The following is a 23,700-nucleotide window of genomic DNA, read 5'->3' on the forward strand; positions in this document are numbered from 1 at the left end:
GCATCCTGACATCAAGCAGCCATTTCGTTTGCCAAGGTCAACACCAGCTGCGCCGCGTCCATTTCCCGCGCCAGCGGCGCGCCCTGGCCGGCCCATTGCGCGGCGAATTCGCTGTCGCCGTGCTGGCTAGCTGCCGCGTTCAATTGTTTTGCGACATCGTAGGCGACGGGATAGGCGGCCGGTGGCGGGCTGCCTGGCGCTTCGCCATGTTCGATCAGGCGGTTCAGCATGCCGCGCGCCAGGCGGCCCGAGAGCACGCTGGTCAGGCGGGTGGCTGTCGCCCGCTCGCTCTTGAGGTTGGCGCGGTAGCTGGCGTTGGCCGATGATTCCGGGCACAGCACGAACGCCGTGCCCAGCTGGGTGGCTACGGCGCCCAGGTCCAGCGCGGCGCGGATGCCTTGTCCATCCATGATGCCGCCGGCGGCGATCAGGGGCAGGGTAGTGCGGCCCGTCAGCAGGCGCAGCAGCACGCTGGTGCTGTGGCGTTCATCCTGCGCTTGCGGATCGAAGACGCCGCGATGCCCGCCCGCTTCCACACCCTGGGCCACGATGGCGTCGACCCCTGCCTGTTCGATCAGGGCCGCCTCGCGCACGCTGGTGGCCGTGGCCAAGGTATAGATGCCGGCCTGGCGCAGGGCGGCAATCTGCTGCTGCGTCGGCAAGCCGAAATGAAAACTGACGACGGCGGGGCGCTGTTCCAGCAGCAGCTCGAATACCGCCTCATCGCCGAGAAACGTCCGGTAGATTTCTTCCAGTTCTGCCGGCACGGCCGCACCCAGCTCCGCAAACAGGGGCGCCAGATGGGCCAGCCATGCAGCCTCGCGCCCCGCATCCCTTGCCGCAGGGGCATGGCAAAACACATTCACATTGAAGGGGCCGTCCGTCAGGGCGCGCGTGTCTTCTATCATCTGGCGCGCCTGCGCCACGCTGCCGGCGCCGATGGCCAGCGAGCCCAGGCCGCCCGCATTCGAGACGGCGGCGGCCAAGTTGGGCGTAGAAACGCCCGCCATCGGCGCCTGGATGATGGGCAATTGCAGACCGAGGCGGTCGAGGAAGCGCTGTGACGAGCTCATGATGTTCCTTCATGACGTTGAGGATGCTGTGTCGTACGCATATTCGTATTCGTATTTTGAGAATATAATAGCACAACCATTTCGAATGAAAGAACATGATGGACATGGAGTCATTGACGATTTTTTGTGCCGTGGCCAGTGAACTGAGCGTCACCCAGGCCGCAGCCAGGCTGGGCCGCGCGCCGTCCAGCGTCACCACGCGCATCCAGCAGCTGGAAGCCGATATTGGCGCGCAATTGTTCGTGCGCACGAACAAGCGCATGGCCCTGACGGCGGCAGGCGAGCGCTTTCTCGAGTATGCGCAGCGCCTGCTGGCGCTGGCGGAAGAGGCCAGGCATGTCGTCACGGGCGGGCGCGAGGGAGGCACCTTGCGCGTCGGCAGCATGGAAAGCACGGCGGCCAGCCGCTTGCCGGCCTTGCTGGCCGCGTATCACGCCCGCTATCCGGCGACGCAGCTGGCGCTGAGCACGGGGCCATCGCGCCCCCTGATCGAGCAGGTGCGCACGGGTTTACTCGACTGCGCTTTTGTTGCCTTGCCGCCAGGGTTCGGCGGCGCCGCCGCACTGGCGGAGCTGGGCCTGGCGTCGACAGCCGTGTGGCGCGAGGAACTGTGTCTGTTGTTGCCGGCCAGCGAAGCGCAGGCGCGTTGCGCCGCAGATGTGCGCACGCGCTCGCTGGCGGCGTTTCCGCAGGGCTGCACCTACCGCGGCATCGCCGAAGATTTGCTGGGCGTGGCCGGCAGCACGCAGTGGAGCGTGCAGGAAATGAGTTCGTATCACACCATGATCGCTTGCGTGGCGGCCGGTGCCTGCGTAACCTTGCTGCCGGCCAGCGTGCTGGCGCTGTCCGATGCGCCTGCTACCTTGAAAACGCTGTCCGCCGGGCAAGCCGACACCGTGCTGGTGTGGCGCGCGGGATTCGACGTGCCCGCCTTTCAACATTTGCTGGCGCAGCTTGGCGAGGCGGCGCTGTGAGCGCGTCTTCCAGGCTGCGCGCGGCCATCGCGGCAGCGGCCATCCTCGCTATCGGCATGGGATTCGGTCGCTTCGCTTTCACGGCCATCTACCCGCATATGCTCGCGGAAGGCGTACTCAAGTTGAATGACGCCAGCCTGGCGGCCTCGGCCAACTATGCCGGTTATTTGCTGGGCGCCATCCTGGCCATGCGCGCGCGGGCCCACAGCGCGCACCGGCTGTGCTTATGGTCGGTGGCCGGCACGGCGCTGTGCTTGGGCGTGCTGGCCTTGACTATGCCGGTCTGGCTCATCGTGGCGGTGCGGGGCGTGGCGGGCGTCTTCAGCGCGCTGGCCATGGTGGCAGCGTCATTGTGGCTGCTGCAACAGCGCCGGCATGCGCGCGGCGCGCCGCTGCTGTACGCGGGCGTGGGCGTCGGTATCGCCGTGTCGGCCGAATTGCTGGTGCTGGCAGCGCAGCTGGGCTGGCACAGCGCCGGCATGTGGTTGCTGCTGGCCGGCGTCAGCGTGCTGGCGGGGCTGGCGGCCGCGCCAGCCATTGCCGCCAGCGGCCAGGCGACCCTGGCTGTTCCGCCACAAGCCGCTGCATCGACTTTGGCGCCCGTGGCGCCCGTGCCGCTGGTGCTGCTCTACGGACTGGCGGGATTCGGTTACATCGTCACGGCAACGTATTTGCCCGTGCTGGTGGGCACGGCCTTGCCCGGCCTGAACGCCGCCCACGTGTGGGCCGTCTTCGGCCTGGGCGCGGCGCCTTCGTGTTTCCTGTGGCACCGGCTGCACGAGCGCCTGGGCACGCGCCAGGCACTCAGGCTCAATTTGCTGCTGCAGGCGCTGGGTGTGGCGCTGCCCGTGCTGGCGCCCTCGGCCATCGGCTATTTGCTCAGCGCCATCCTCGTCGGCGGCACGTTTGTCGGCACGGTGACCATCGCCATGCCGGCCGCGCAGCGGGCAGCCGTCAAGGCAGGGGCCAACATGATGGCCATCATGACGCTGGTGTATGGCGTGGGCCAGATCATCGGCCCGGTGCTGGCCGGCAGCCTGTATGCGCAGTCCCACAGTTTCAACAACGCACTTTTGGCGGCGGCCGGCGCGCTGCTGCTGGCGCTCGTTGTGAGTTTGCGCTTGTAACACTCACAGACCGAAGGCGCAGCGCATGAAGCCGCGCCGCAGCGCGTTGACCCTGGCGGAATCGCGCGTGTAGTACAGCTTGTTGGTCAGCAGCACCGCATAGCGGCCGCGCCGGGGGCTGAGCCAGATGGCCGTGCCGGTGAAACCCAGGTGGCACCAGACGTCGTCTTCCGGTAGCGTGCCTGCGGCCGGGTGCCAGAACAGGCCGCGCGAGGGCGTCAGGGCGCCCGTCTGCACCGTCAGCGAGGCGCGCACCCAGTCGGCGTTGAACACCTCGCCGTGCTGCGTGGCTGATGGCGCCAGCGTCGCCCGCAGGAAGCGCTGCAGGTCGGGCACGTTTGAAAACAGCCCCGAGATGCCGCACACGCCGTCCAGCAGCCGCGTCGAAAAATCATGCGTCACGCCACACAGATGGCTGCCCGCCTGCTCGCAGTATTCGGTCGGCGCGACTTGTCTGCCGTGCGCTGCTGGCAGCGGACCATAGCCCGTGGCGTCCATGCCCAGCGGGCGCAGGACATATGCTGCAAGGGCCTGCTCCAGTGGCATGCCCAGCAGCCGCTCGATGATCAGGCCGAGGATCAGGGCTGCGCGGTCCGTGTATTCCACGGCCTGTCCCGGCTTGCCTTCCAGCGGCTCGCGCAGCACGCCGCGCACGATATCGTCGTACACCACGCCATAACTGGCGCGCAGGCGGGCGCGCAGCGGCAAGCCGGCCGTATGGGTGAGCAGCTGAAAAATGGTGACGGGTGCCAGCGCATAACCGTGTGTGCCGGGCAGCACGTCGGCCAGCCGGCTGTGCAGGCCCAGGCGGTTGTGGCGCACCAGCCAGCCCGTCAGCGACCAGACGCTGATGATCTTGGTCAGCGACGCGATATCGAACATGGTGTCGACCTGCATCGCCGCACTGGCGGGCTCGGGCGTGAGCCGCCCGGCAGCGCCCGCTACGCTATGGTCAAGGGTGCCCACGGCCCAGGCCGCGCCCGGAAAAATGTGCTCGTGCACGCCTACTTCTACCAGCGCTGTCAGTCTGTCTGTAAGGTTGTCTATTGGCATAGTGACTGTGTCGTGTAGGTCTGCTCATGTTCCGCCGCTGCCACCCCCAGCCAGCGCGCCACCGATTGCGCCACCCACTCCCCCTCGTCCAGTGGCAAGTCGTGGCCCGCATCGCGGTGGATCAGGCAGTCGGCCTGCCAGGCGCGCGCCAGGCGCTGCGAGCAGCGGTGGTCCACCAATTGATCTTGTGCGCCGGCCATCACCAGCACGGGCATGGCGGGGCGGCTGTCAGGCGCGCGGTAGCGGGCGGCCGACAGCAACTGGCGCAGCGCATTACGGCGGCTGACGGGATATTCTTGCTGATATGCCCACCAGTCGGCCAATAGCGTGGGGTTGCCGACAGCATGCCGGCGGCTGGTCAGGCGCAAGATCAGCGCTTCCTGGCTGCGTGCATCGCCCAGCAGCAGCTGGCGCAGCAGGGCGCCGTAGTTTTGCCAACGCAGGCGCCGGTAAAACGGATTGAATGGCCGCATGCTGGTATTGAGCAGCACGCAGCGGGCGATTTCCTGCGGGTAGCGACTGGCCCATTCCACGGCCACCATGCCGCCCAGCGACAGGGCCAGCAGGCGGTAGGGCGGGGCGATGCCGCGCGCCAGCAAGTCAGCGCGACAACCTTCCACCATGGCGGCCACGCGGGTGGCGCTGTCCTGCGCGTGGCGCGTGCCATTGCCGGGCAAGTCGGGCGTGACGATGTTGGCGCCGGGCAGGGCGCGCGCCAGGCTGGCGGGAAAGCTTCCCCAGTGGCGCTGTTCGCGCATCAGGCCGCGCAGCAGGACCCAGGTGGGTGATCCGCTCATGATTCATACCATTGCGCCAGGGCGCGCCGGCGCTGCGCCTTGCGCAGCAAGCCTTCCGGCATCCAGCGGCCGTGGCTGCTGGCGGCGCGCATGAGGAAATCGAACCACACCAGGTGGCGCCGCAGCACGCGTTGCAAGCGGTGCGCAGCCGTGGGGTTGAAGATGCTGACCCGGTTGAACAACTGGCGCGGGTTTTTCTTGACCCACAGCCAAGAGCCCATTTCCAGGGTCAGCGGCAGGAACACGCGCCCGCTGTAACTGGTGCCGTTCAGGTACAGATAGTCCCACAGGTCGCCATGCGTGCGGTATTGCCGGCTTTGCGGCTCGAACACATAGTTGTGATTGGGGTAGCTCTGGCTGAACAGTTCGTCCAGCGCGCCGATCTCGGCCAGGTGCTCTATCGGCACCTTGGTATGTGCATGGGGAAACCAGATGCGGTCGCGCAAGCCGAAACCGGAATGGCAATCGAGGGCGATGCTGAACTGGCGCGACAGCAGCTCGCGCTCGACGAGGTCGCACACGGCCTGGCTTTCCACTTCCATCGCCGCGTCTGGCGCGCCGCGGTACCAGGGCAGGCGGGCACTGTAGCGTTGTCCACCCAGCATGAACGGCACTTTTTCGCGCGCGCTCAGCGGCGCATTGCGCATCAGGTCCACGCCCTGCGGATTGCAGCGCGTGGCTTGCCACATGCCGCCCGGATTGACCAGCGGCATGAACACCAGGCGCATGCTTTCCAGCTGCTGGTGCAGGGTGGCATCCCAGCGCAGGCGGGCGATCAGGCTTTCCAGGAAGGACAAAAGCACTTGCGTGCCGATGCGTTCGAGGCCGTGGATGCCGCCGAAAAAGCCCAGCACGGGCACGTCGGGGCCGGGATTGCCGAGGGCAATCGTGTACACGGGAAATTCGCGCCCATCCATGGCAATGCGGCAGGGTGCGGTCACTTCCAGGTGGCTGCCGCCCTCGTCGATGAGGCGCTTCAGCATGACCAGCTCGGGCAGATTCTTTTCGATCATCAGGCGTCTGAATGGGAAAGTAGCAGCCAGTGTAGCCGAAATAACTGCCGCAGCAGACGTCCCGCATGGCGAAATTTGCGCACGCTGGCCATGTCACGAAGCCGTCATTTTTTGTGTGTAGGCTATTGCAGTTGACGCAAGAATTGTTTCTTGGCAATGCCCCGTTACCATGCAGTTCCACCCTCACACGATAGCGACACGATAGCGATATGACAGGCAGCCCGGCATCCGTCCATGTGCTTGCGCTGGCGGGATACCTGGTACTGCTGGGTTTCCTGACCGCGGTGGGGCCCGTGCGGTCGCAAGCGGCAGAAGGCCGCGTGCTGCAGTTCGATATTGCCGTGCAAAACCTCGGCGATGCGCTCGACCTGTACAGCCGCCGCACGGGCATTGCCGTGTTGATGGACCAGCGCTACGCGCAGCGCCAGTCGGCCGCCGTACGCGGCGCGTATGCAGCGGGCGCGGCCCTGCAAGTCTTGCTGGAGGGCACGGGCCTGCAATCGCGCCTGTCCGACGCGCAAGCCGTCATCGTGTATGCTCCGGCAGGCTTCTCAGGCGCAGCGGACTTGCCTCAGGCCGCCGTCGTGGCCGCCGTCGACATCCCCGGCGCCCTGCAGGGCGGCATCGACCATGCGGCCTATGTGAGCCGGCTGCAGCATGTGCTGCTGGGGCAGCTGTGCCGTGCGGCGCAGACGCGCCCGGGTGGCTACCGCCTGGCCCTGCAGCTGTATCTGAACCGCGCCGGCGTGGTGGAGCGCGTGCACCTGCTCGACAGCACGGGACTGCGCGCGCGCGACACGGCCATCGCGCGGGTGGTGCTGGGCATGCGCGTGGGCGCGCCGCCCCTGCCTTCGATGCCGCAGCCCGTCTCCATCCTGCTGCTGCCGCAAGGCCCAGGCAGCGAAGTCGATTGCGCCGCTGGCGCGCCGGCAAGGTTCGCGCCATGAGCATGCCCGACCTGCGCACCAAGCTCAAACGCCACCTCAGCTCGCGCTACGCGGTGCTGCGCTGGCGCCTCGAACGGGTGGTCGGCTGCAAGCACCATGCGGCCGATGCGCTGCAGGAAACCTGGCTGCGCCTCGAAGCGATGGTGGCGCCTGGCCCCGCCGCCGCGCCCGTCCACAATCCCGACGCCTATCTGCTGCGCATGGCGGCCAATATCGCCACCGATGCCTACCGCCGCGACCGCATCATCGTCACCGAGCGCGAACGCGAAGAACTGATGCACATGGCCGACGAGGCCGGCGACGACATCAGCGATCCCGCGCGCATCGTCTCGGCGCGGCTCGACGTGCAGGCGCTCGAAGTGGCCCTGGCGGGCCTGTCGCCGCGCCGCCGCGCCATCCTGACGGCGGCGCGCATCGACGGCATGCTCAACGCGGAAATCGCCGAGCGCTTCGGTATTTCCGTGGCGATGGTCAAGAAAGAATTGCAGGCCGCCATGCGACACTGTAAAACGTGCATGGCCGATGCCGATGCCGCCCAGCGCAGCGATGTGTCGGGCCGCCGTAAATATTGATGAATCTCATGACTGCTCCTGACCGCGATCCACGCGCCCCTTTCGATACTGCCGACAGCGACGCCGCCATCGGCCAGCAAGCCGCTGCCTGGTGGGCGCGGCTGCGTGCCGATGATTTTACGCAGGCCGACGCCGACGCCTTGCGCGCCTGGTGCGCGCGCAGCCCAGCGCATGCGCGCGCCTGGCGCGAACTGCAACACCTGTGGCAGGCGCTGGCCCCCGCCTTGAGCCGCGCCGCGGCCGCGCCACAGCGGACGAATGTGCTGGCGTTACCGGCGCGTCCCGGGCGCCGCGCCTTCCTCGGCGGCGCGCTGGCGGCCGGTGTGGCCGTGCTGGCCTTGCGTCCCCCGCTGGGGGCCTGGCCTTCGCTGCAAGAGTTGAGTGCTGACTACCGCACGGGCACGGGCGAGCAGCGGCAAGTGGCCCTGTCGCCACAGATGTCGGTGCAGATGAATACCCAGACGCGCATCAATGTGCGGGCGCCGGAAGCCATCGAACTGCTGGGCGGCGAGGCGGAAATCCTCGCCAGCGGCGCGCGCCAGCCCGTCACGGTGCTGGCGCGCGCGGGGCGCTTGCTGGCGCAGTCGGCCCGCTTCAATGTGCGCCACACGGACGATGCCGTCTGCGTCACCTGCCTGGCGGGCGCCGTCGACGTGGTTTGGCAGCAGCGGCGCCAGACTCTCGATGCAGGGCAGCAACTGGTGTACGACGACCACGGCGTGCAGGCGGCCACGGCCGCGCCTGTGGGCGAGGCGAATGCGTGGCGCACGGGCGCGCTGTCGTTTGTCGGCCAGCCGCTATCCCAGGTAGTCGATGAAATCAACCGCTACCGGCCCGGTCGGGTGCTGCTGCGCAATGCCGAACTGGGCCGCCGCCTGGTGCGCATGCGTTTTTCCATCGGGCAAACCGATGGCGCGCTGGCGATGATACGCGACCTGTATGGAGCGCAAATGACCAGCTTGCCAGGCGGCATTGTCGTGCTCAGCTGATTCCGGGTTTCTCTGCGGGGGCTGGCCAAAAATATTTTTCAAAAAACAGTATCCCTTCCGCCATCGAGCTACGTCATGGAGGCATGGACGCCTGCGCCACCGCCAGGCTCCGTTCCCTACTCTCTAGCCAGGAAACCATTGCCATGACCAAGCTTCACACTGCCCAGCGCCCAGTCCCAAACGTAGACATGGGCGCGCAGCGGTCCTCCACGCTGGGCAGCCGCTTGCGGCTCACGCCGCTCGCTTACGCACTGACCACCATGCTGATGGCGGGCGCCTTTACCACGCCGGCGTGCGCGCAGCAGGCATTCAGCGGCGGCTGGTTCGCGGCCAAGGGCGCGGCGCAACATACGGCGGCCAGCTCGGGCCGCTTGCCGAATGGCCAGCCGCTGCCGCTGGGCAGCCGGCCCGAGGGTCAACAACAGCAGGCGAACCAGCAATTGCAGCGCTCGCTTAACAACCTGAATCTGGCCGCACGCGCCATTGCCGCGCAGCAAGCATCCCAGGCGCAGGCGCGCCAGGCTGCCGCCGGCGGCGCCAGCGCGCCAAATGGCTTGGCGCAGGGCGGCTTGCAGGTCGACACCAATAGCCTGACGGCCGGCTGGCTCAACGCCCAGGCACCCGTGCAGACGGTGGCGGCGGGCAAGACGGCCGTGGTGGTGCAGCAGACGGCGGACAAGGCCATCCTGAACTGGGAAACGTTTAACGTGGGCAAGGACACGACCCTGACTTTCCAGCAGCAGAAGGATTGGGCCGTGCTGAACCGCGTCAACGATCCGCAAGCACGTCCCAGCCAGATCCAGGGCCAGATCAAGGCCGATGGCACGCTGCTGCTCGTCAACCGCAACGGCATTGTGTTTACCGGCACCAGCCAGGTCGATACGCGCAGCCTGGTGGCGGCCGCGGCCCGCATCGGCGACGCACAATTCCAGAAGGAGGGGATCTACAGCCCCGGCACGGCGGGCGCCACGACGTTTGCCGATGCGGCCGGCAAGGTGCAGGTGCAGGCGGGCGCGCGCATCGCCAGCAATATGCCCAAGGGCAGCACCGAAGGCGGCGGTTATGTGATGCTGTTGGGCAAGGAAGTCCACAATGGGGGTGAAATCAGCACACCCAAGGGCCAGGCCCTGCTGGCCGGGGGCGACAGCTTTACCATCAAAAAGGGCGTGGGTACGGATGGCAACCCGCTGTCGACCACGCGCGGCAGCGAAGTCACGCCGCAGTTCGCGGCCGGCAGCACGGCGGGCAAGGTCGTCAACACGGGCCTGATCCAGGCGCGCGAAGGCGACATCACCCTGGCCGGGCGCACGGTGCAGCAGGACGGCGTGCTGTTCGCGTCCACCACCACGGCCACGCGCGGCACCATCCACCTGAACGCGCTGGGCAGCGAGGCGGCTGTCACCCTGGGACGCGGCGCCACCACGGCCATCCTGGTGGAGGACGACGGCAAGACCACGGCGCTCGACAGCCAGCGCGACGCCATGCGCGGGCCGGTCGTGACGTCCACGGAAAATATTCTCGCCGTGAACGACCGCCGCGACCAGTCGCGCATCGAGATCGGCAGCGCCGGCACGGTGGAATTCATGGGCGACTCGCTGACCCTGGCCACGGGCGGCCAGATCGCCGTCAACGCCGCCAGCCGCAGCCTGCTGCGCGATGGGGCCCAGTTCGACGTGTCCGGCGCTGTGGGCGTGAAGGTGGCCATGGCGGCGAACAATGTCGAGATCAATGTGCAGGGCAACGAGCAGCGCGACGCGCCCGTCAACCGCGACGGCAAGGCCTTGATCAACAACAATATCTGGGTCGATCGCCGCAAGCTGGTGCTGGTGCCAAAGGGCACGAACGGCGACGACAGCGACCGCTGGTACACGGCGGGCGGCTTGCTGGAAGTGGCCGGCTACCTGGGCACGCAGGGCCATTCCGTCAGCGAGTGGATGGCGCAAGGCGGCACGGTGAGCTTCGGCGGCAAGGATGTCGTCACGCAGCTTGGCTCCAGCATCAACCTGTCGGGCGGCACGCTGGACGTGCAGACGGGCGCGCTGCGCCAGACCTGGCTGAAAGGCGCGGACGGCAAATTGTATGAGGCGGGCAGCGCGCCTGCCGACTTGCCGTACGCGGGCGTATACAAGGGTTACGAGGAAGAACATGCGCGCTGGGGCAAGGATGCCAGCGCCCACTACGCCAATCCATTGATCGCCGCGCAACAGCGCCTGGAAAACGGCTACACGGTGGGCCGCGATGCGGGCAAGCTGGTGGTCGCCACCGGTTCGGCCGTGCTGGAAGGGGGCATCGCGGGCGAGGTTTTCCAGGGCGAGCGCCAGGCGCTGCTCGACGGCTACCAGCAGTCGCAGCTGGCGGCCGCGCAGCGGGGGCAGCTGATCGTTGGCCAGTATCAGCCGATGTTCGACCAGCGCACGGGCGTGCTGCAGCATGTGCTGTCGGCCGTCATGGACGAGGTGCGCCTGACGCGCGTGCAAGACGGCATCGCCGCCGGCCTGGCCGTGGCAGGCGCGCTGGCGCCCGAGCGCCAGGGCAAGCTGTTGCTCGATACCAACTTGCTGAACGAACAACAGCTGGGCGCCATCCGCATCGCCGCCAAGGGCGCGATCACGGTCGACAGCGCGCTGCAGGTGGCCGACGGCGGCAATATCACCATGTTCGGCAAGGACGTGGCCATCAATAGCAGCCTGCGCAGCCATGGCGGCAGCATCCTGGCCGGCAATGTGCTGAACCAGATCGGCGCGCTGGGCATGCTCGATACCTTCGTCAATCCGGGCGCACCCTTGGGCAAGCTGGTGCTGGCCGATGGCGTGAGCCTGGACACCAGCGGCTTGCTGGCCAATGTGCTGCGCGACCCGCTGGCCGCCGCCGGCCTGCCGTATGTGAACGGCGGCAACGTGTCCCTGCGCGCGGTTGGCGACGTGCGCATCGGCAGCGCCAGCCTGATCGATGTCAGCTCGGGAGCCGCCATCCTGTCGCAGGCGAAACAGCAGGGCGGCAAGGGCGGCAACCTGACCCTGGCCAGTTACGGCGCGCAGGCCGACCTGCTGCTGGGCGAAGGCGCGCAAGTGCGCGGCCATGGCGTGCAAGGCGGCGGCAAGCTGGAGCTGCAGGCTAACAAGATAGTCATTGGCCAAGCTGACAAGCCTGCGGCCGGCGCCTTGCAGCTGGGCGGCGACTTCTTTGAACAGGGTTTTTCCAGCTACAGCCTGGTCGGCAAGCAGGGCTTGACTGTTGCGGAGGGCACGCAGGTGGAGGTGCGCATGCCCGTGCTGCGCGTGGTGGACAATGAAAAACTGGCCTTGTGGACGCCGGAGCCGGTCACGCAGAACGCGGTCAAGGGCACTTTGACGCAGCGCAAGGGCGCCAGCCTGGCCCTGCAGGTGGGCGATGTCCGCTCCGGCGCGGCCGACATGGCCAGCGCCGAACTGCTGGTGGGCAAGAATGCCGTGGTGAGCGTCGATGCGGGCCAGTCCATCAAGCTGTCCAGCGTGGGCCAGCTGACGGTGGAAGGGCGCCTGAACGCCTGGGGCGGCAAGATCAGCCTGGGTGGCGTGGCCGTCGATACGCCTGTCTCCGAGGCGGTGGAGGCGGCCGGCCATGGCCGTTCCCTGTGGATAGGCGAGAACGCCGTGCTGGACGTGGCGTCACGCGCCATCACGGCCACCGACGCGCAGGGCCGGCGCTACGGCAAGGTGCTTGACGGCGGCAGCATCGTCATCGGCGGCGAGATCGACCATGCACAGGGCAGTACCTCGGCGGCCAGCCTGTTTGTCGTCGTGCGCGGCGGCGCCGTGCTGGACGCTTCGGGCGCGCATGCCGTGCTCGACGTGAACGGTGTGAACGGCGCGGCCATCGACGTGGCCAGCGCGGGCGGCAGCATCGCGCTGGCGTCGAACAATGGCTTGTACCTCGATGGCCAGCTGCTGGCCAGGGCGGGCGGCGCGGGCGCGGCGGGCGGCACGCTGTCCGTTGCCACGGGCACGCCCGAGTACCTGAAAGTGCTGGCCACGCCCAGGGTGCTGCAGGGGCGCCAGCTGAGGTTGACGCAGCAGCAGGGCGCCAGCGACCTGGCCGATGGCATGAGTGCGCAGGAGGCGGCGCAGGTGCTGCAGTATGGCCATGGCCGTTTTTCGGTGGAGCAGGTGGAAGCGGGCGGTTTCGGTAGCCTGGCCCTGCTTGGCGCCGCCTCCTTCGATGGCAACGTGTCGCTGACGCTGCAACAGAGCTTCCAGCTGTACGGTGCGCCTATGTTGTCGCCTGGCAGCAAGCCTGGCGCGAAGGTCAGCATCGCGGCGCCGTATGTGCGCCTGGCCAGCGTCAAGCCGGTCGGGCGTGACTACTATGTCAGGCCGGGCAGTGCGGGCGCATCGCCGGTCGCCAGCCAGATCCGCCTAGCGGGCGACCTGATCGATGTGCGCGGTATGGTCGACATTGCGGCCAACGATGTGCGCCTGACCAGTCGCGGCGACCTGCGCTTCCTGCTGTCGCCACTGGGCTGGGATGGCAATCAAGCGACAACGGTGTTGTCCTCGCCGGGCGACATGACCCTCAGTGCGGCCCAGCTGTATCCGGAAACGGGCGCCGGCGCCGCCGTGCGCGTTGGCTCTGGCTCGGTCGACGGTAAGTTCGGCTACGACCCTGCGCACAGCCTGACCATTGGCCGCAGTACCGAGAGCATGCCTGCCATGCCGTATTCCGCCTTCGGTTCGCTGGAACTGGAGGCTGCGCATATCGAGCAGGGCGGCGTGGTGCGCGCGCCGCTGGGCCGCCTGTCGATCGGCGCGGCCCGCTATGACAATGACAAGAGCCTGACGGTGAATCTGTTGCCTGGTAGTATCACCTCCGTCAGCGGCGCCGGCCTGGTCATGCCGTATGGCGGCACCGTCGATGGGCAGGCATGGAATGTAGATGGCAAGCCGGCCGCCCTCCTGGGCGTGGGCGGCTTCAGTGGGCAGGGGGGCCTGCTGCGCATCGGCGTACAAATGGCCGGCGTGGCCGTGGACGTACAGCCGGGCGCGCTGCTCGACCTGTCCGGCGGCGGTGAACTGACGGGTGCCGGTTTCATCGCCGGCCGCGGCGGCTCCACCGACGCGCGCACCCATCCGCTGGTGCAGGTGGGCGCGAACGGTGGTTTTGTCTTGCCGGGCCTGGCGACCAACCCTGTGTACGCCATCGTGCCGGGCGTGCAGGCGCCGCAATCGCCTTCGGGCGGAGGCAAGGCGGCATCCGATGCGGCCGTGGGCCGGCAGGTGACGATAGACGATGGCGTGCCGGGCTTGCCCGCCGGCACTTACACCCTGATGCCCTCGACCTATGCCTTGCTGCCGGGCGCCTTCCGCGTGGAACTGAACGGCCTGGCGGACCAGGGCAGCGCAGACACCCTGGCGCAGCAGCTGCGCAACGGTTCCTGGGCCGCGTCCGGCACCCTGTCGATTGCCGGCACGGATATCCGCGCGCCGCTGGCCAGCCAGCTGATACTCACGCCGGCCAAGGTCTTGCGCACCTATTCCCAGTACAACGAAACGGGCTATGCCGCCTTCGCCCTGGCCGATGCGCAAACGCGCGGCATTCCCCGTGCCATGCTGCCGTCCGATGCGAAAACGCTCAAGCTGACCCTGGCGCAAGATGGCGGCCTGGACACATTCCAGTTCCGCGGCACCGGCAAGTTCGCCGCAGCCGAAGGCGGCTATGGCGGCACCGTGATGCTGGGGTCGAGCAATAGTTCCAACGGCGAGATTGAAATCCTCGCCGATGTTGCGCCGGCCACCAGCGGCACGGGGCTGGTCAGCGTGCGTGCCTCCAGCCTGAACAATATCGGCGCGGCCCGCATTGTGGTGGGCAACACACCCACGGTGACATACGGCCAGGGCGGCAACTACGTGAACTTTGACGTCAACTCGGCGCGTGCCATCTACCTGCGCGCCGGGGCCATCTTGTCGGCGCCCGAGGTGTTCCTGGTGGCCCAGGACCCTAGCAATTATAATTTTGGCGATGGCTTGATCGATATCGCGCCTGGCGCTGGCATCAGCACCCTGGGACGCGGCAAGGCCGCGTATGACGCCAACGACGGCTTCATCTACAAGACCCGCCCGGACATGCACGTGCTTGCCGCCTCGAACGGCTTGATGAACGTGGCGCCGGTCGGCGGTTCGGCGCGTGGCGGCATCAGCATCGGCGTGTGTGCCGATGTTTGCGCCGGCACGGCCAGCCTGTACTCGGAAGGCACCTTGCTGCTGTCGACCAATGGCAGGTTTGAACTGGACGACACGGCGCGCTACGGCACGCGCAACCTGAGCCTGTCCGTGGGCGCCATCAACATGGGCAGCAGCGAGGCGCTGGCGGCGGCCCAGGCCAGCGGCACGCGTTCCAGCGGCCTGGCCATGAACGAGGGCGTGTTGGACCGTCTGCTGCGCGGCGACACCAGCACGGGCGCGCCGGCGCTGCAGGCGCTGATGCTGAGCGCGGCGGACAGCGTCAATTTCTATGGCGACGTGGTGCTCGATACCTATGACAAGAGCACGGGGAAATCCACGCTGGAGCGTCTGGTGCTGACCACGCCGGCCATGTATGGCCAGGGCGGCGCCGATGCCGTGGCCACTATCCGCACGGCCAAGCTGATCTGGGGCGGCGCGTTGTCGCCAGCCGGCAATGTGATCGCGCATGGCGCCGGCACGGGCAGCGGCACCCTGAACCTGGAAGCGGAGCGCATCGATTTCGGCTTCGGCCCCTACACGCAGCCGGCCGGTGTCGCCTCGTTCGACCGCCTGGCGCTGGGTTTTGGCACGGTCAACCTGAAAGCATCGGGCCAGGTCACGGCCAACCACAAGGGCAGCCTGTCCGTCTACCAGACGCAGGGCGCCTACGAGGCAGGCAAGGGCTACCAGGTCAGCGGCGGCAACCTCAACATCATCACGCCGCTGCTGACGGGCGACGCCGGTTCCGCGCACAGCTATACGGCGGGCGGCGCGCTGAAGGTAACGGCGCCGGCCGGCGCAGCACCAGCGGCTGCCGTCAAAAATAACGATGGACTGGGCGCCCAGCTGGCCTTGCATGGCGATAGCGTGACTGTGGCGACGGCCGTGGTATTGCCTAGCGGCAAGCTCACCGTCAATGCGCAGCACGACATTCGCCTGGCCGACGGCGCGCGCATCGACATGGCGGGCCGCAAGAGCACCTTTTTCGACGTGGATAAATACAGCTGGGGCGGCGACGTGACCCTGGATAGCCGCGCCGGCGATATCGGCCAGGCTGCGGCTGCCGTGATCGACCTGTCGGCCGAGAATAACCGCGCCGGCAGCCTGAAGGCCGTGGCGCTCGACGGCGCGGCCGGCATGGTCGATTTGCAAGGCAAGATTGTGGGTGGCGCCAGCGGCAGCTACGACGCGGGCGGTAGCGTGGTGCCATACAAGAAGGGCAGCGTGGACGTGCGCGCGCACACCCTGGGCGCCGGCGGCACGCTGGACAGCCAGTTTGCCGTGCTGAACACGCGCCTGACGGAAGGCGGCGTGACGGGCGGGCGCAGCTTCCAGCTGAAACAGGGCGATCTGACGATAGGCAACGAACTCAAGGCGGGCGACGTGCAGGTGTCCGTCGACAACGGCCGCCTGACCGTCGCCGGCACCATCGACGCCAGTGGCGAGCGTGTGGGCAGCATCCGCCTGGCCGGCAAGCATGGCCTCACCTTGACCGGCAACGCCGTGCTCGATGCGCATGGCACCGTCTTGCGCGTCGACAGCTATGGCAAGATCATCGATAGCCCGAACCGGGCCATGGTGGAACTGAACGCGGGCGAGGGCACATTGAACCTGGCCGGCGGCGCGCAAATCGACCTGCGCCACGGCACATCGGCCGTGGCCGGCAAGGGCAAGGGAGAATATGACGGCGCCGCGCGCGGCACGCTGGAACTGAGTGCGCCGCGCCTGGGCAGCGGCGGCGCGCGCACGGACATTGACGCCGCCACCTTTGGCGATGTCGGCATTGCAGCCGGTGGCGGTTTCACCGTGCGCGGCGCGAAATCGATCGCCGTCAACGCCATGCAGCGCTATGACGACGCGGCCTACGCCACGGACCTGTCGGCCAGCGGCCGCCCCTACCAGGTGATCAATCAGGCATATCTCGACAGCAAGCACGTGGACAGCACGGCCTTCATCGATGCGGCGCTGGCCAACACGAACTTGCGCAACGGCAAGCTGGCGGGCTTGACCACGGCCGCGTATGCCGATGTGTTGCATGTGCGTCCCGGCGTCGATATCGTCAGCAAGACGCCGGACGGCGACCTGGTGGTGCAGGGCGACCTGGACCTCTCAGACATGCGCTACGCCAGCCTGAACCCGCGCTTTCAAGCAAGCAATGTGCGCGGCTCGGGCGAAGTGGGCAGCCTGTTGCTGCGCGCCGGCGGCGACTTGAGCATCTACGGCAGCATCAACGACGGCTTCGCGCCGCCGCCCGCCACCAAGGATGACAAAGGCTGGGTATTGCTGCCGGGACGCGACATCAACGGCAGCGACCTCATCGTGCCGGGCCAGGGCGTGACCGTGGCCGACGGCACGCTGTTCCCGGGCGGCGCCGTGCTCAATTATGAGCTGCCCGTCAAGGGCTTCAATCTGAGCGCCAATACGCGCCTGCCCGTGGCCGTAACCCTGGACCAGGCTGTGACCTTGCCGGCTGGCACGGTGCTGGCGGCCGCCGTGCGCGACAGCGCCGGCAATATCGTCCACGCGGCCGGCAGCCTGCTGGCCACGGCGCAAACCTTGGACGCCGGCATGCGCCTCGATGCAGGCAGCGTACTCAAGCAAACGGTGAAAGTGAGCGCCATGACCTGGCCCAAGGGCGTGCCGCTGCCTGGCGTGGCGGGCGAACGTTCCAGCTTCATGCTCAACGGCAACCTGGCGCTGGCCGTGGGCGCCTTGATCCCATCCGGCACCGATGTCAAGCTGATGCCCAATGTGGAGGCTATCGCGCTGCGCCCGGAAGTGGCGGGCAGCCAGGGCAAGTTGTGGGCCATCGCGCCCATGCTGGCCGAAGGCTCGCAAGCGTGGGGCATGCGTCTGGTGGCCGGCGCCGACCTCGCTGCGGCCGATACGCGCAGCGTGCAGGCGCATCCCGAGCATGGCACTCTGCGCCTGGCGGACAGCCACTACGGCATGTATGGCGTGCTGGTGCCGCCGAAGGGCGTGCAGTACTGGACCAAGGAAGCGCAGGAGCTGGGCGAGCGCGAAGGCATCCCCGGTATCGTGGCGGGCGAGCCCATCACCGAGGAATTCACCAGCCAGTTCGGCCAGACCGTCGAAGTCTTTTGCGCCAACGACACGAGCCTGTGCGTGCTGAAGGTGGCATACGTGTGGACCAAGGCCGGCGCGGAAGAGTTTGCCGACCCCAGCGTGAAGGCGGGCGACCTGCTCGACCCCGTGGCTATAGGCTGGCCAACTTTGTGCGAGGAATACCCCACCTGGTGCGGCACCTCCAGCCCCACGTTTGACTACAAGGCGAGCAGCTTGCGCTACAGCGTGCTGCGCACGGGCACGGGCGATTTGGACCTGCTCAGTGGCGGCGACTTGCGCATGGACAGCCTGTATGGCGTGTACACGGCCGGCATGTCGTCCACGGCGACGGCGCCAGGCGACCCGTTCAACCAGGCGCGGGCGCGTAATGCCGACGGCAAGGTATTGAACAATCCGGACGGCGAGCATGAACACCTGGTCGATGGCGGCACCGGCAGCATGTACCGCGCCTGGTACCCCGAGCAGGGCGGCAATCTGCTGCTGAAGGTTGCCGGCGACCTGACGGGCTCGCTGTTAAGCCGCAGTGCCGCGACCAATTTGCGTCCCGTCACTGCGGACGCGGGCTACGACAGCACGGCCGGGGGCAACTGGCTGTGGCGCCAGGGCAGCGGTGGTCTCGCCATCGGCGGCCTGGCACAGCCGGTGGCCTGGTGGGTCAATTTCGGTACCTATGTGGGCCGCAGCACCCTGGCCGACGACGTCCTGGGCTTTACGGGTTTCGGTACCCTGGGCGGCGGTAATCTGCGCGCCGAGGTGGCGGGCGACGCCGGCGCGCTGGCGTTGGCGCAGGGCAGCAGTTATAACGCGAATATCAATACCCGTTCGCAGGGCTTGCTGCTGGCCGTGGGCAGTACGGGCCGCGTGCATGCCGATGGCAGCATGCTGTTGACGGGTGGCGGCGACCTGGACCTGCGCGTGGGCGGCGCCATCAACCCGGCAGGCATGCCGTATGCTGGCCACATGAATGGCGCCCTGGTCGACTTGCGCGGCCATGCGGAAACGTCGGCCGCACAGCTGGGCAGCCTGAAGCTGCAATATGGCACACAAAGTACCGATCACGCGCCCAAAGAAACACGCGCCTACGATGCCTTTACGGCCACGCGCGCCACGCCGCAGGGCGGCATGACCCTGGTGCCTGGCGACGCCACGTTCAGCGTAGCGACCCTGGGCGACCAGGTGTTGCAAGATGTGGCCGACCCGGGCCGCGTACTGATGGTCAACCCGACCTCGGCGCTTGCGCCATCGGGCGAACTGGGTATCGGCAACAGCTGGTTCAGCCTGTGGACGCCGCACACGGCGCTCGACTTATTCTCCGCCGGCGGTAATCTGACGCCATTGACGGCGTCGATCGGCACGGAAACCGACTTCGCCACCATCTACCCTTCCATCGTGCGTGTTGTCGCAGCGCATGGCAGCCTGTACTACGGCAAGACGATTGTGGACAGCAATGCTGCCAACAGCTATGCGGCACCATTGCTGCTGGCGCCTTCGCCGAATGCTCAACTGCAGTGGCTGGCCGGTGATTCCATCTATGCTGGCGGTTTTACCATCGGCCAGTCCGGCGCGGCGGCGGACAGCATGGCGACGCCGTTCAAGCCCGCCTATCTCGCCCTGACCCCGAATTCGTGGTTGACCGGTCCCCTGGCCAGCAATCTGTCCAGCACGGGGGCGCCGGCGAGGGAAGGCGTATACCCGCTGTTCGCCTTCGGTCCCGATTCGGCCGCCGGCCCTGGCAACAGCGGCACGCAGGCGGCCCGTATCTATGCCGTCAAGGGCGATTTGCTCGGTGTCAACGTCGGGCGCATCGTCGAATTCTACGACGCCAAGCATGCGGGCATCACCTGGTATGAGGGTGCGCAACCGGTCTGGATGAAGGCGGGGCGCGACATCGTCAGCAGCGGCACGGCGCTGCTGGAAGGCGTGGGCGCCAGCGAGGGCGACATGATGTTCAACAACAGCAGCAATCTGTTCGTGCATAACAATGCGCAGGACGTATCGGTGGTCTCGGCCGGGCGCGATATCCTCGGCAGTTCCTTCAACGTGGTCGGCCCCGGCACGCTCGATATCAGCGCCGGGCGCAACATATTGATGCAGGACAAAGGCAGCATCGTCAGCCTCGGCCCCATTGTGCAGGGCGACAAGCGTCCGGGCGCCGGCATCGCCATGCAGGCCGGTGTGGGTGCGGCCGGCCTCGACTACCTGCGCTTCGTCAAGCCGTATCTTGACCCGGCCAACGTGGCGCAGGCAGGCGTGCCGCTGGCCGACCAGGCCGGCAAGGTGGTGAAAGCGTACGACAGCGACCTGGCGACCTGGCTAGTCGAGCGTTACGCCTTCAAGGGCACGCCCACCGAGGCGCAGGCCTTCTATCTGGCCTTGCCCGAGCCGCAGCAGCGCATGTTCGCCCGCGAGGTGTATTTTGCGGAACTGAAGGCGGGCGGACGCGAGTACAACGATGCGGGCAGTTCGCGCCAGGGCAGCTTCTTGCGCAGCCGCAACGCCATCGAGGGCCTGGCGCCGGCCACCGACGCCAGCGGCAAGGCGATTTCCTATGCGGGTGACATCATCATGTACCGCGGCACGTTTGGTCTTTACAACCCGAGCTCGGGAAGAGACGACCGCATCGTGCCCCGCAGCGGTTACGTGCATACCAACTTCGGCGGCGACATCCAGCTGCTGACGCCGGGCGGCAAGCAGGTGTTCGGCATCGAGGGCGAGGCGCCGCCGTCGACCTCGGGCGTCATCACCAAGGGCGGCGGCAATATCGACCTGTACTCGCACGCCAGCATCCTGCTGGGCCAGAGCCGCGTCATGACCACGTTTGGCGGCGATATCCTCGGCTGGTCGTCGCAAGGCGACATCAACGCGGGCCGTGGTTCGAAGTCGACCATCGTCTACACGCCGCCCAAGCGCGTGTATGACAACTGGGGCAACGTGACCCTCTCGTCCGACGTGCCGAGCACGGGCGCCGGCATCGCCACCCTGGCGCCGATTGCCGAAGTGCCGGCTGGCGACGTGGACTTGCTGGCCCCGCTGGGTACCATCGACGCGGGCGAGGCGGGCATCCGCGTCTCGGGCAATGTCAACCTGGCCGCGCTGACGGTGATGAATGCGGCGAATATCCAGGTCAAGGGCGAAGCCAAGGGCATGCCGACGGTGGCGTCCGTCAACGTGGCTGCCATGACGAACGCCAGCGCGGCCGCCACGCAGGCGACGGCGGCGGCGCAGGACGTGGTGCAGCGCGAACGCGCCGCCACCCGTTCGGCGCAGCCATCCGTGTTCACGGTGCGCGTGCTGGGCTTTGGCAATGACGCACCGCCCGACAGCGCGCAAGCTGCCCCGCAGGATGGCGCGCGCATCGAGGCGGCCGACTACAACCCGCGCAGCGCCGTGCGCGTGTTGGGCCTGGGTACGTTGCCGGAATCGGCCACGCGCCAGCTGACGGCGCAAGAGCGCAGCAGGCTGTCGCCATGATGGCCCGCTTGGCCGCAGCCTTGCCCTTGCCCTTGCGCGCAATGGGGCATGCAGGCATGGCCTGCTACGGGCCCGCCATCCGGCCCCGCCTGCAGGCGGCCAACGACGTGGCGCTGCTGTCGGCGCCTGGGCAGGGCGCGCGGCTGCAGGCTGTGCTGGAAAGCAATTACCGGGGCTTGCACCGGCGCCTTACGCGCCACCTGGGTTGTGCCGAACTGGCCAGCGACAGCCTGCACGACGCCTGGCTGCGTCTGGGCGCGCTGACGACCGGGGACGGTGCGCCGCTGGCGCATAGCCCCGTCGCCTATGTGTTTCGCGTGGCGTGCAATGCGGCCATGGACAGCCTGCGCCGCAACCGCGCCTGGCTATATGCGGACGAGGGCGATGGCGAGGCTGGCCTGGTCGATTTCCTGGCCGATACGGCGGCGGGGCCGGAACGCCTGGCCGAGCTGCAGGCGGACGTGCGGCGCCTGGCGCAGGCTGTCGCGCTGTTACCGCGGCGCCACCAGCAGGTGCTTGAAGCGTTGCGCGTGGATGAGCTGAGCCGCCAGGAAGTGGCCGAGCGGCACGATATGTCGCTGCGCAACGTCGACACGGCCTTGCGCCAGGCGCTCGACCACTGTGCCCGCCACACGGGCCATGCGGCGCTGGGCGGCGCCGGCACGACCCGGCGCAGCCTGAGGCTGAACGTTCGTTCGCGTACAGACGCGTAACTCTCTTGCCGCCAGACTGTCACTGCGGGCCTGCATGCGCCCACCCAGCCAGTCTACAGCCAGAAGGAAGCGCGACATGACAGAGTGTAATCACATCAATGCCGGCCGGCGCGGTTTGCTGATCGCCGGCGCGCTGTCGGCCACGGCGGTGGCCGTTCCTGGCGTGGCGGAAGCGGTGAATGTGGCCAGCCAGGCCAGTCTTTCTCCGCCGCCCGTGCTGATGAACGTCGGCCTGGAGGTCAACGGCCGGCGCCATCGCCTGGAACTCGACACGCGCACCACCTTGCTTGACGCCTTGCGCGAACAGCTGCACCTGACGGGCACAAAAAAAGGCTGCGACCACGGCCAGTGCGGCGCCTGCACCGTCATGCTCGACGGTCAGCGCATCAATGCCTGCCTGACCCTGGCCGTGATGCATGAGGGCGCCCGCATCACCACCATCGAGGGACTGGGCACGCCCGACAAACTGCACCCGATGCAGGCCGCCTTCATCGCGCATGACGGTTATCAATGCGGCTATTGCACGCCGGGGCAAATCTGTTCCGCTGTCGCCGCGCTGGGAGAAATCCGCCAGGGCATCCCCAGCCACGTCAGCGTGGACTTGAACGCGCCGCCGCAGGCGACGCCGGAAGAATTGCGCGAGCGCATGAGCGGCAATATTTGCCGTTGCGGCGCCTATTCCAACATCATCGAGGCGATTTCCGAGGTGGCGGGGAGGCCGGCATGAGAGTGTTCAGCTACCAGAAGGCGACCACACCGGCCGAAGCGGCGGCCGCAGCCTTGCGCACGCCAGGCGCCAGGTTCATCGCCGGCGGCACGAATCTGCTCGATTTGATGAAGCTGGAGATTGAAACCCCCGCGCATTTGATCGACGTCAATGGCCTCGCCCTGGATCGGATTGAAATGACGGCGGACGGCGGCTTGCGCATCGGCGCCCTGGTGCGCAATACGGCGCTGGCGGCGCATGCCACGGTGCGGCGCGATTACGCGGTGCTGTCGCGCGCCTTGCTGGCCGGTGCTTCGGCGCAATTGCGCAACAAGGCGACGACGGCAGGCAACCTGCTGCAGCGCACGCGCTGCGCGTATTTTTATGACACGAACCAGGCCTGCAACAAGCGCGTGCCGGGCAGCGGCTGCTCCGCCATCGCGGGTTACAGCCGGCCGCTGGCCATCCTGGGCGGCAGCGCCGCCTGCATCGCCACGCATCCCAGCGACATGGCCGTGGCCATGCGCGTGCTCGACGCCGGCATCGACACGGTGCAGGCCGACGGCGCCGCGCGCACCATCCCCATCGCCGATTTTTACCGCTTGCCGGGTAATACGCCGCAGCTGGAAACCGTGCTACAGCCCGGTGAACTGATCACCAGCGTGACCTTGCCCCCGCCCGTTGGCGGCACGCACGTCTATCGCAAGGTGCGCGACCGCGCCTCGTACGCGTTCGCGCTGGTGTCTGTGGCAGCCATTATCTTGCCCAACGGCACGGGCAAGCTGGCCCTGGGCGGCGTGGCGCCGCAGCCGTGGACAGTGCTTGCCGCCGAGCAAGCGATGCCCGCTGGCGCGGCCGCCGTGAGCGAACGCCTGCTGGCCGGCGCGCATCCCACCGCCGACAACGGTTTCAAGGTGACCCTGGCGCAGCGCACGATTGCTGCCGTGATGGCTGAAGCACAAGCGAAGAAAGGCTAAGGCC

13 protein-coding genes are annotated in these 23,700 nt (G+C 67.6%); 9 read left to right on the forward strand and 4 right to left on the reverse strand.

Translation table 11 applies throughout. The features are described 5' to 3' along the window. Window positions 1-11: 11 nt before the first annotated feature. Complete coding sequence (locus CSZ94_RS04635; RefSeq protein WP_102120445.1) at window positions 12-1,073, reverse strand: NAD(P)H-dependent flavin oxidoreductase; 1,062 nt, start codon at window positions 1,071-1,073, stop codon at window positions 12-14. A 98-nt stretch (window positions 1,074-1,171) separates the two neighbouring features. Here CSZ94_RS04635 and CSZ94_RS04640 point away from each other — a divergent pair, with 98 nt between their 5' ends. Both CSZ94_RS04640 and CSZ94_RS04645 read left to right on the forward strand, forming a co-directional pair. Next, window positions 1,172-2,047, forward strand: a complete 876-nt coding sequence (locus tag CSZ94_RS04640; RefSeq protein ID WP_102120500.1) for a LysR substrate-binding domain-containing protein — start codon at window positions 1,172-1,174, stop codon at window positions 2,045-2,047. Then, the gene (locus CSZ94_RS04645; protein WP_258000769.1) at window positions 2,044-3,174 is read left to right on the forward strand and encodes a YbfB/YjiJ family MFS transporter; all 1,131 of its coding nucleotides are present in this window, start codon (window positions 2,044-2,046) and stop codon (window positions 3,172-3,174) included. The genes CSZ94_RS04640 and CSZ94_RS04645 overlap by 4 nt, the downstream gene beginning before the upstream one ends. Window positions 3,175-3,177: 3 nt before the next feature. Here the strand turns inward: CSZ94_RS04645 and CSZ94_RS04650 are convergent, their stop codons facing one another. The 3 genes from CSZ94_RS04650 to CSZ94_RS04660 are packed head-to-tail and all read right to left on the reverse strand — an operon-like array spanning window position 3,178 to window position 6,037. Continuing rightward, window positions 3,178-4,227, reverse strand: coding sequence for a serine hydrolase domain-containing protein (locus tag CSZ94_RS04650; protein ID WP_102120446.1), 1,050 nt, complete (start codon window positions 4,225-4,227; stop codon window positions 3,178-3,180). Beyond that, on the reverse strand, window positions 4,218-5,024 hold the full coding sequence (locus tag CSZ94_RS04655) for an alpha/beta fold hydrolase (protein ID WP_102120447.1): 807 nt from the start codon (window positions 5,022-5,024) through the stop codon (window positions 4,218-4,220). The genes CSZ94_RS04650 and CSZ94_RS04655 overlap by 10 nt, the downstream gene beginning before the upstream one ends. Continuing rightward, the gene (locus CSZ94_RS04660; RefSeq protein WP_102120448.1) at window positions 5,021-6,037 is read right to left on the reverse strand and encodes a M14 family zinc carboxypeptidase; all 1,017 of its coding nucleotides are present in this window, start codon (window positions 6,035-6,037) and stop codon (window positions 5,021-5,023) included. The genes CSZ94_RS04655 and CSZ94_RS04660 overlap by 4 nt, the downstream gene beginning before the upstream one ends. Before the next feature lie 209 nt (window positions 6,038-6,246). Here CSZ94_RS04660 and CSZ94_RS04665 point away from each other — a divergent pair, with 209 nt between their 5' ends. From CSZ94_RS04665 to CSZ94_RS04695, 7 genes are all read left to right on the forward strand, one after another. Then, a complete protein-coding gene (locus CSZ94_RS04665) occupies window positions 6,247-6,984 on the forward strand; it encodes an STN domain-containing protein (protein WP_102120449.1) in 738 nt (245 codons plus the stop codon). Next, window positions 6,981-7,556 carry an RNA polymerase sigma factor gene (locus CSZ94_RS04670; RefSeq protein ID WP_146009739.1) on the forward strand — a complete coding sequence of 192 codons (576 nt, stop codon included), beginning with the start codon at window positions 6,981-6,983 and terminating at the stop codon, window positions 7,554-7,556. The genes CSZ94_RS04665 and CSZ94_RS04670 overlap by 4 nt, the downstream gene beginning before the upstream one ends. Window positions 7,557-7,564: 8 nt before the next feature. Continuing rightward, on the forward strand, window positions 7,565-8,545 hold the full coding sequence (locus CSZ94_RS04675) for a FecR family protein (protein ID WP_102120451.1): 981 nt from the start codon (window positions 7,565-7,567) through the stop codon (window positions 8,543-8,545). A 143-nt stretch (window positions 8,546-8,688) separates the two neighbouring features. Continuing rightward, the gene (locus CSZ94_RS04680) at window positions 8,689-21,300 is read left to right on the forward strand and encodes a filamentous haemagglutinin family protein (protein ID WP_258000770.1); all 12,612 of its coding nucleotides are present in this window, start codon (window positions 8,689-8,691) and stop codon (window positions 21,298-21,300) included. Further along, on the forward strand, window positions 21,297-22,013 hold the full coding sequence (locus tag CSZ94_RS04685) for a sigma-70 family RNA polymerase sigma factor (RefSeq protein WP_102120453.1): 717 nt from the start codon (window positions 21,297-21,299) through the stop codon (window positions 22,011-22,013). Before CSZ94_RS04680 ends, CSZ94_RS04685 begins: the two co-directional genes overlap by 4 nt. A 76-nt stretch (window positions 22,014-22,089) precedes the next feature. Then, window positions 22,090-22,740 carry an aldehyde dehydrogenase iron-sulfur subunit PaoA gene (paoA, locus tag CSZ94_RS04690; protein WP_102120454.1) on the forward strand — a complete coding sequence of 217 codons (651 nt, stop codon included), beginning with the start codon at window positions 22,090-22,092 and terminating at the stop codon, window positions 22,738-22,740. Continuing rightward, window positions 22,737-23,696 carry an FAD binding domain-containing protein gene (locus CSZ94_RS04695; protein ID WP_102120455.1) on the forward strand — a complete coding sequence of 320 codons (960 nt, stop codon included), beginning with the start codon at window positions 22,737-22,739 and terminating at the stop codon, window positions 23,694-23,696. The genes paoA and CSZ94_RS04695 overlap by 4 nt, the downstream gene beginning before the upstream one ends. Window positions 23,697-23,700 lie beyond the last annotated feature (4 nt).

It is taken from the genome of Janthinobacterium sp. ROICE36 (assembly GCF_002869965.1).
GTDB lineage: Bacteria > Pseudomonadota > Gammaproteobacteria > Burkholderiales > Burkholderiaceae_D > Janthinobacterium.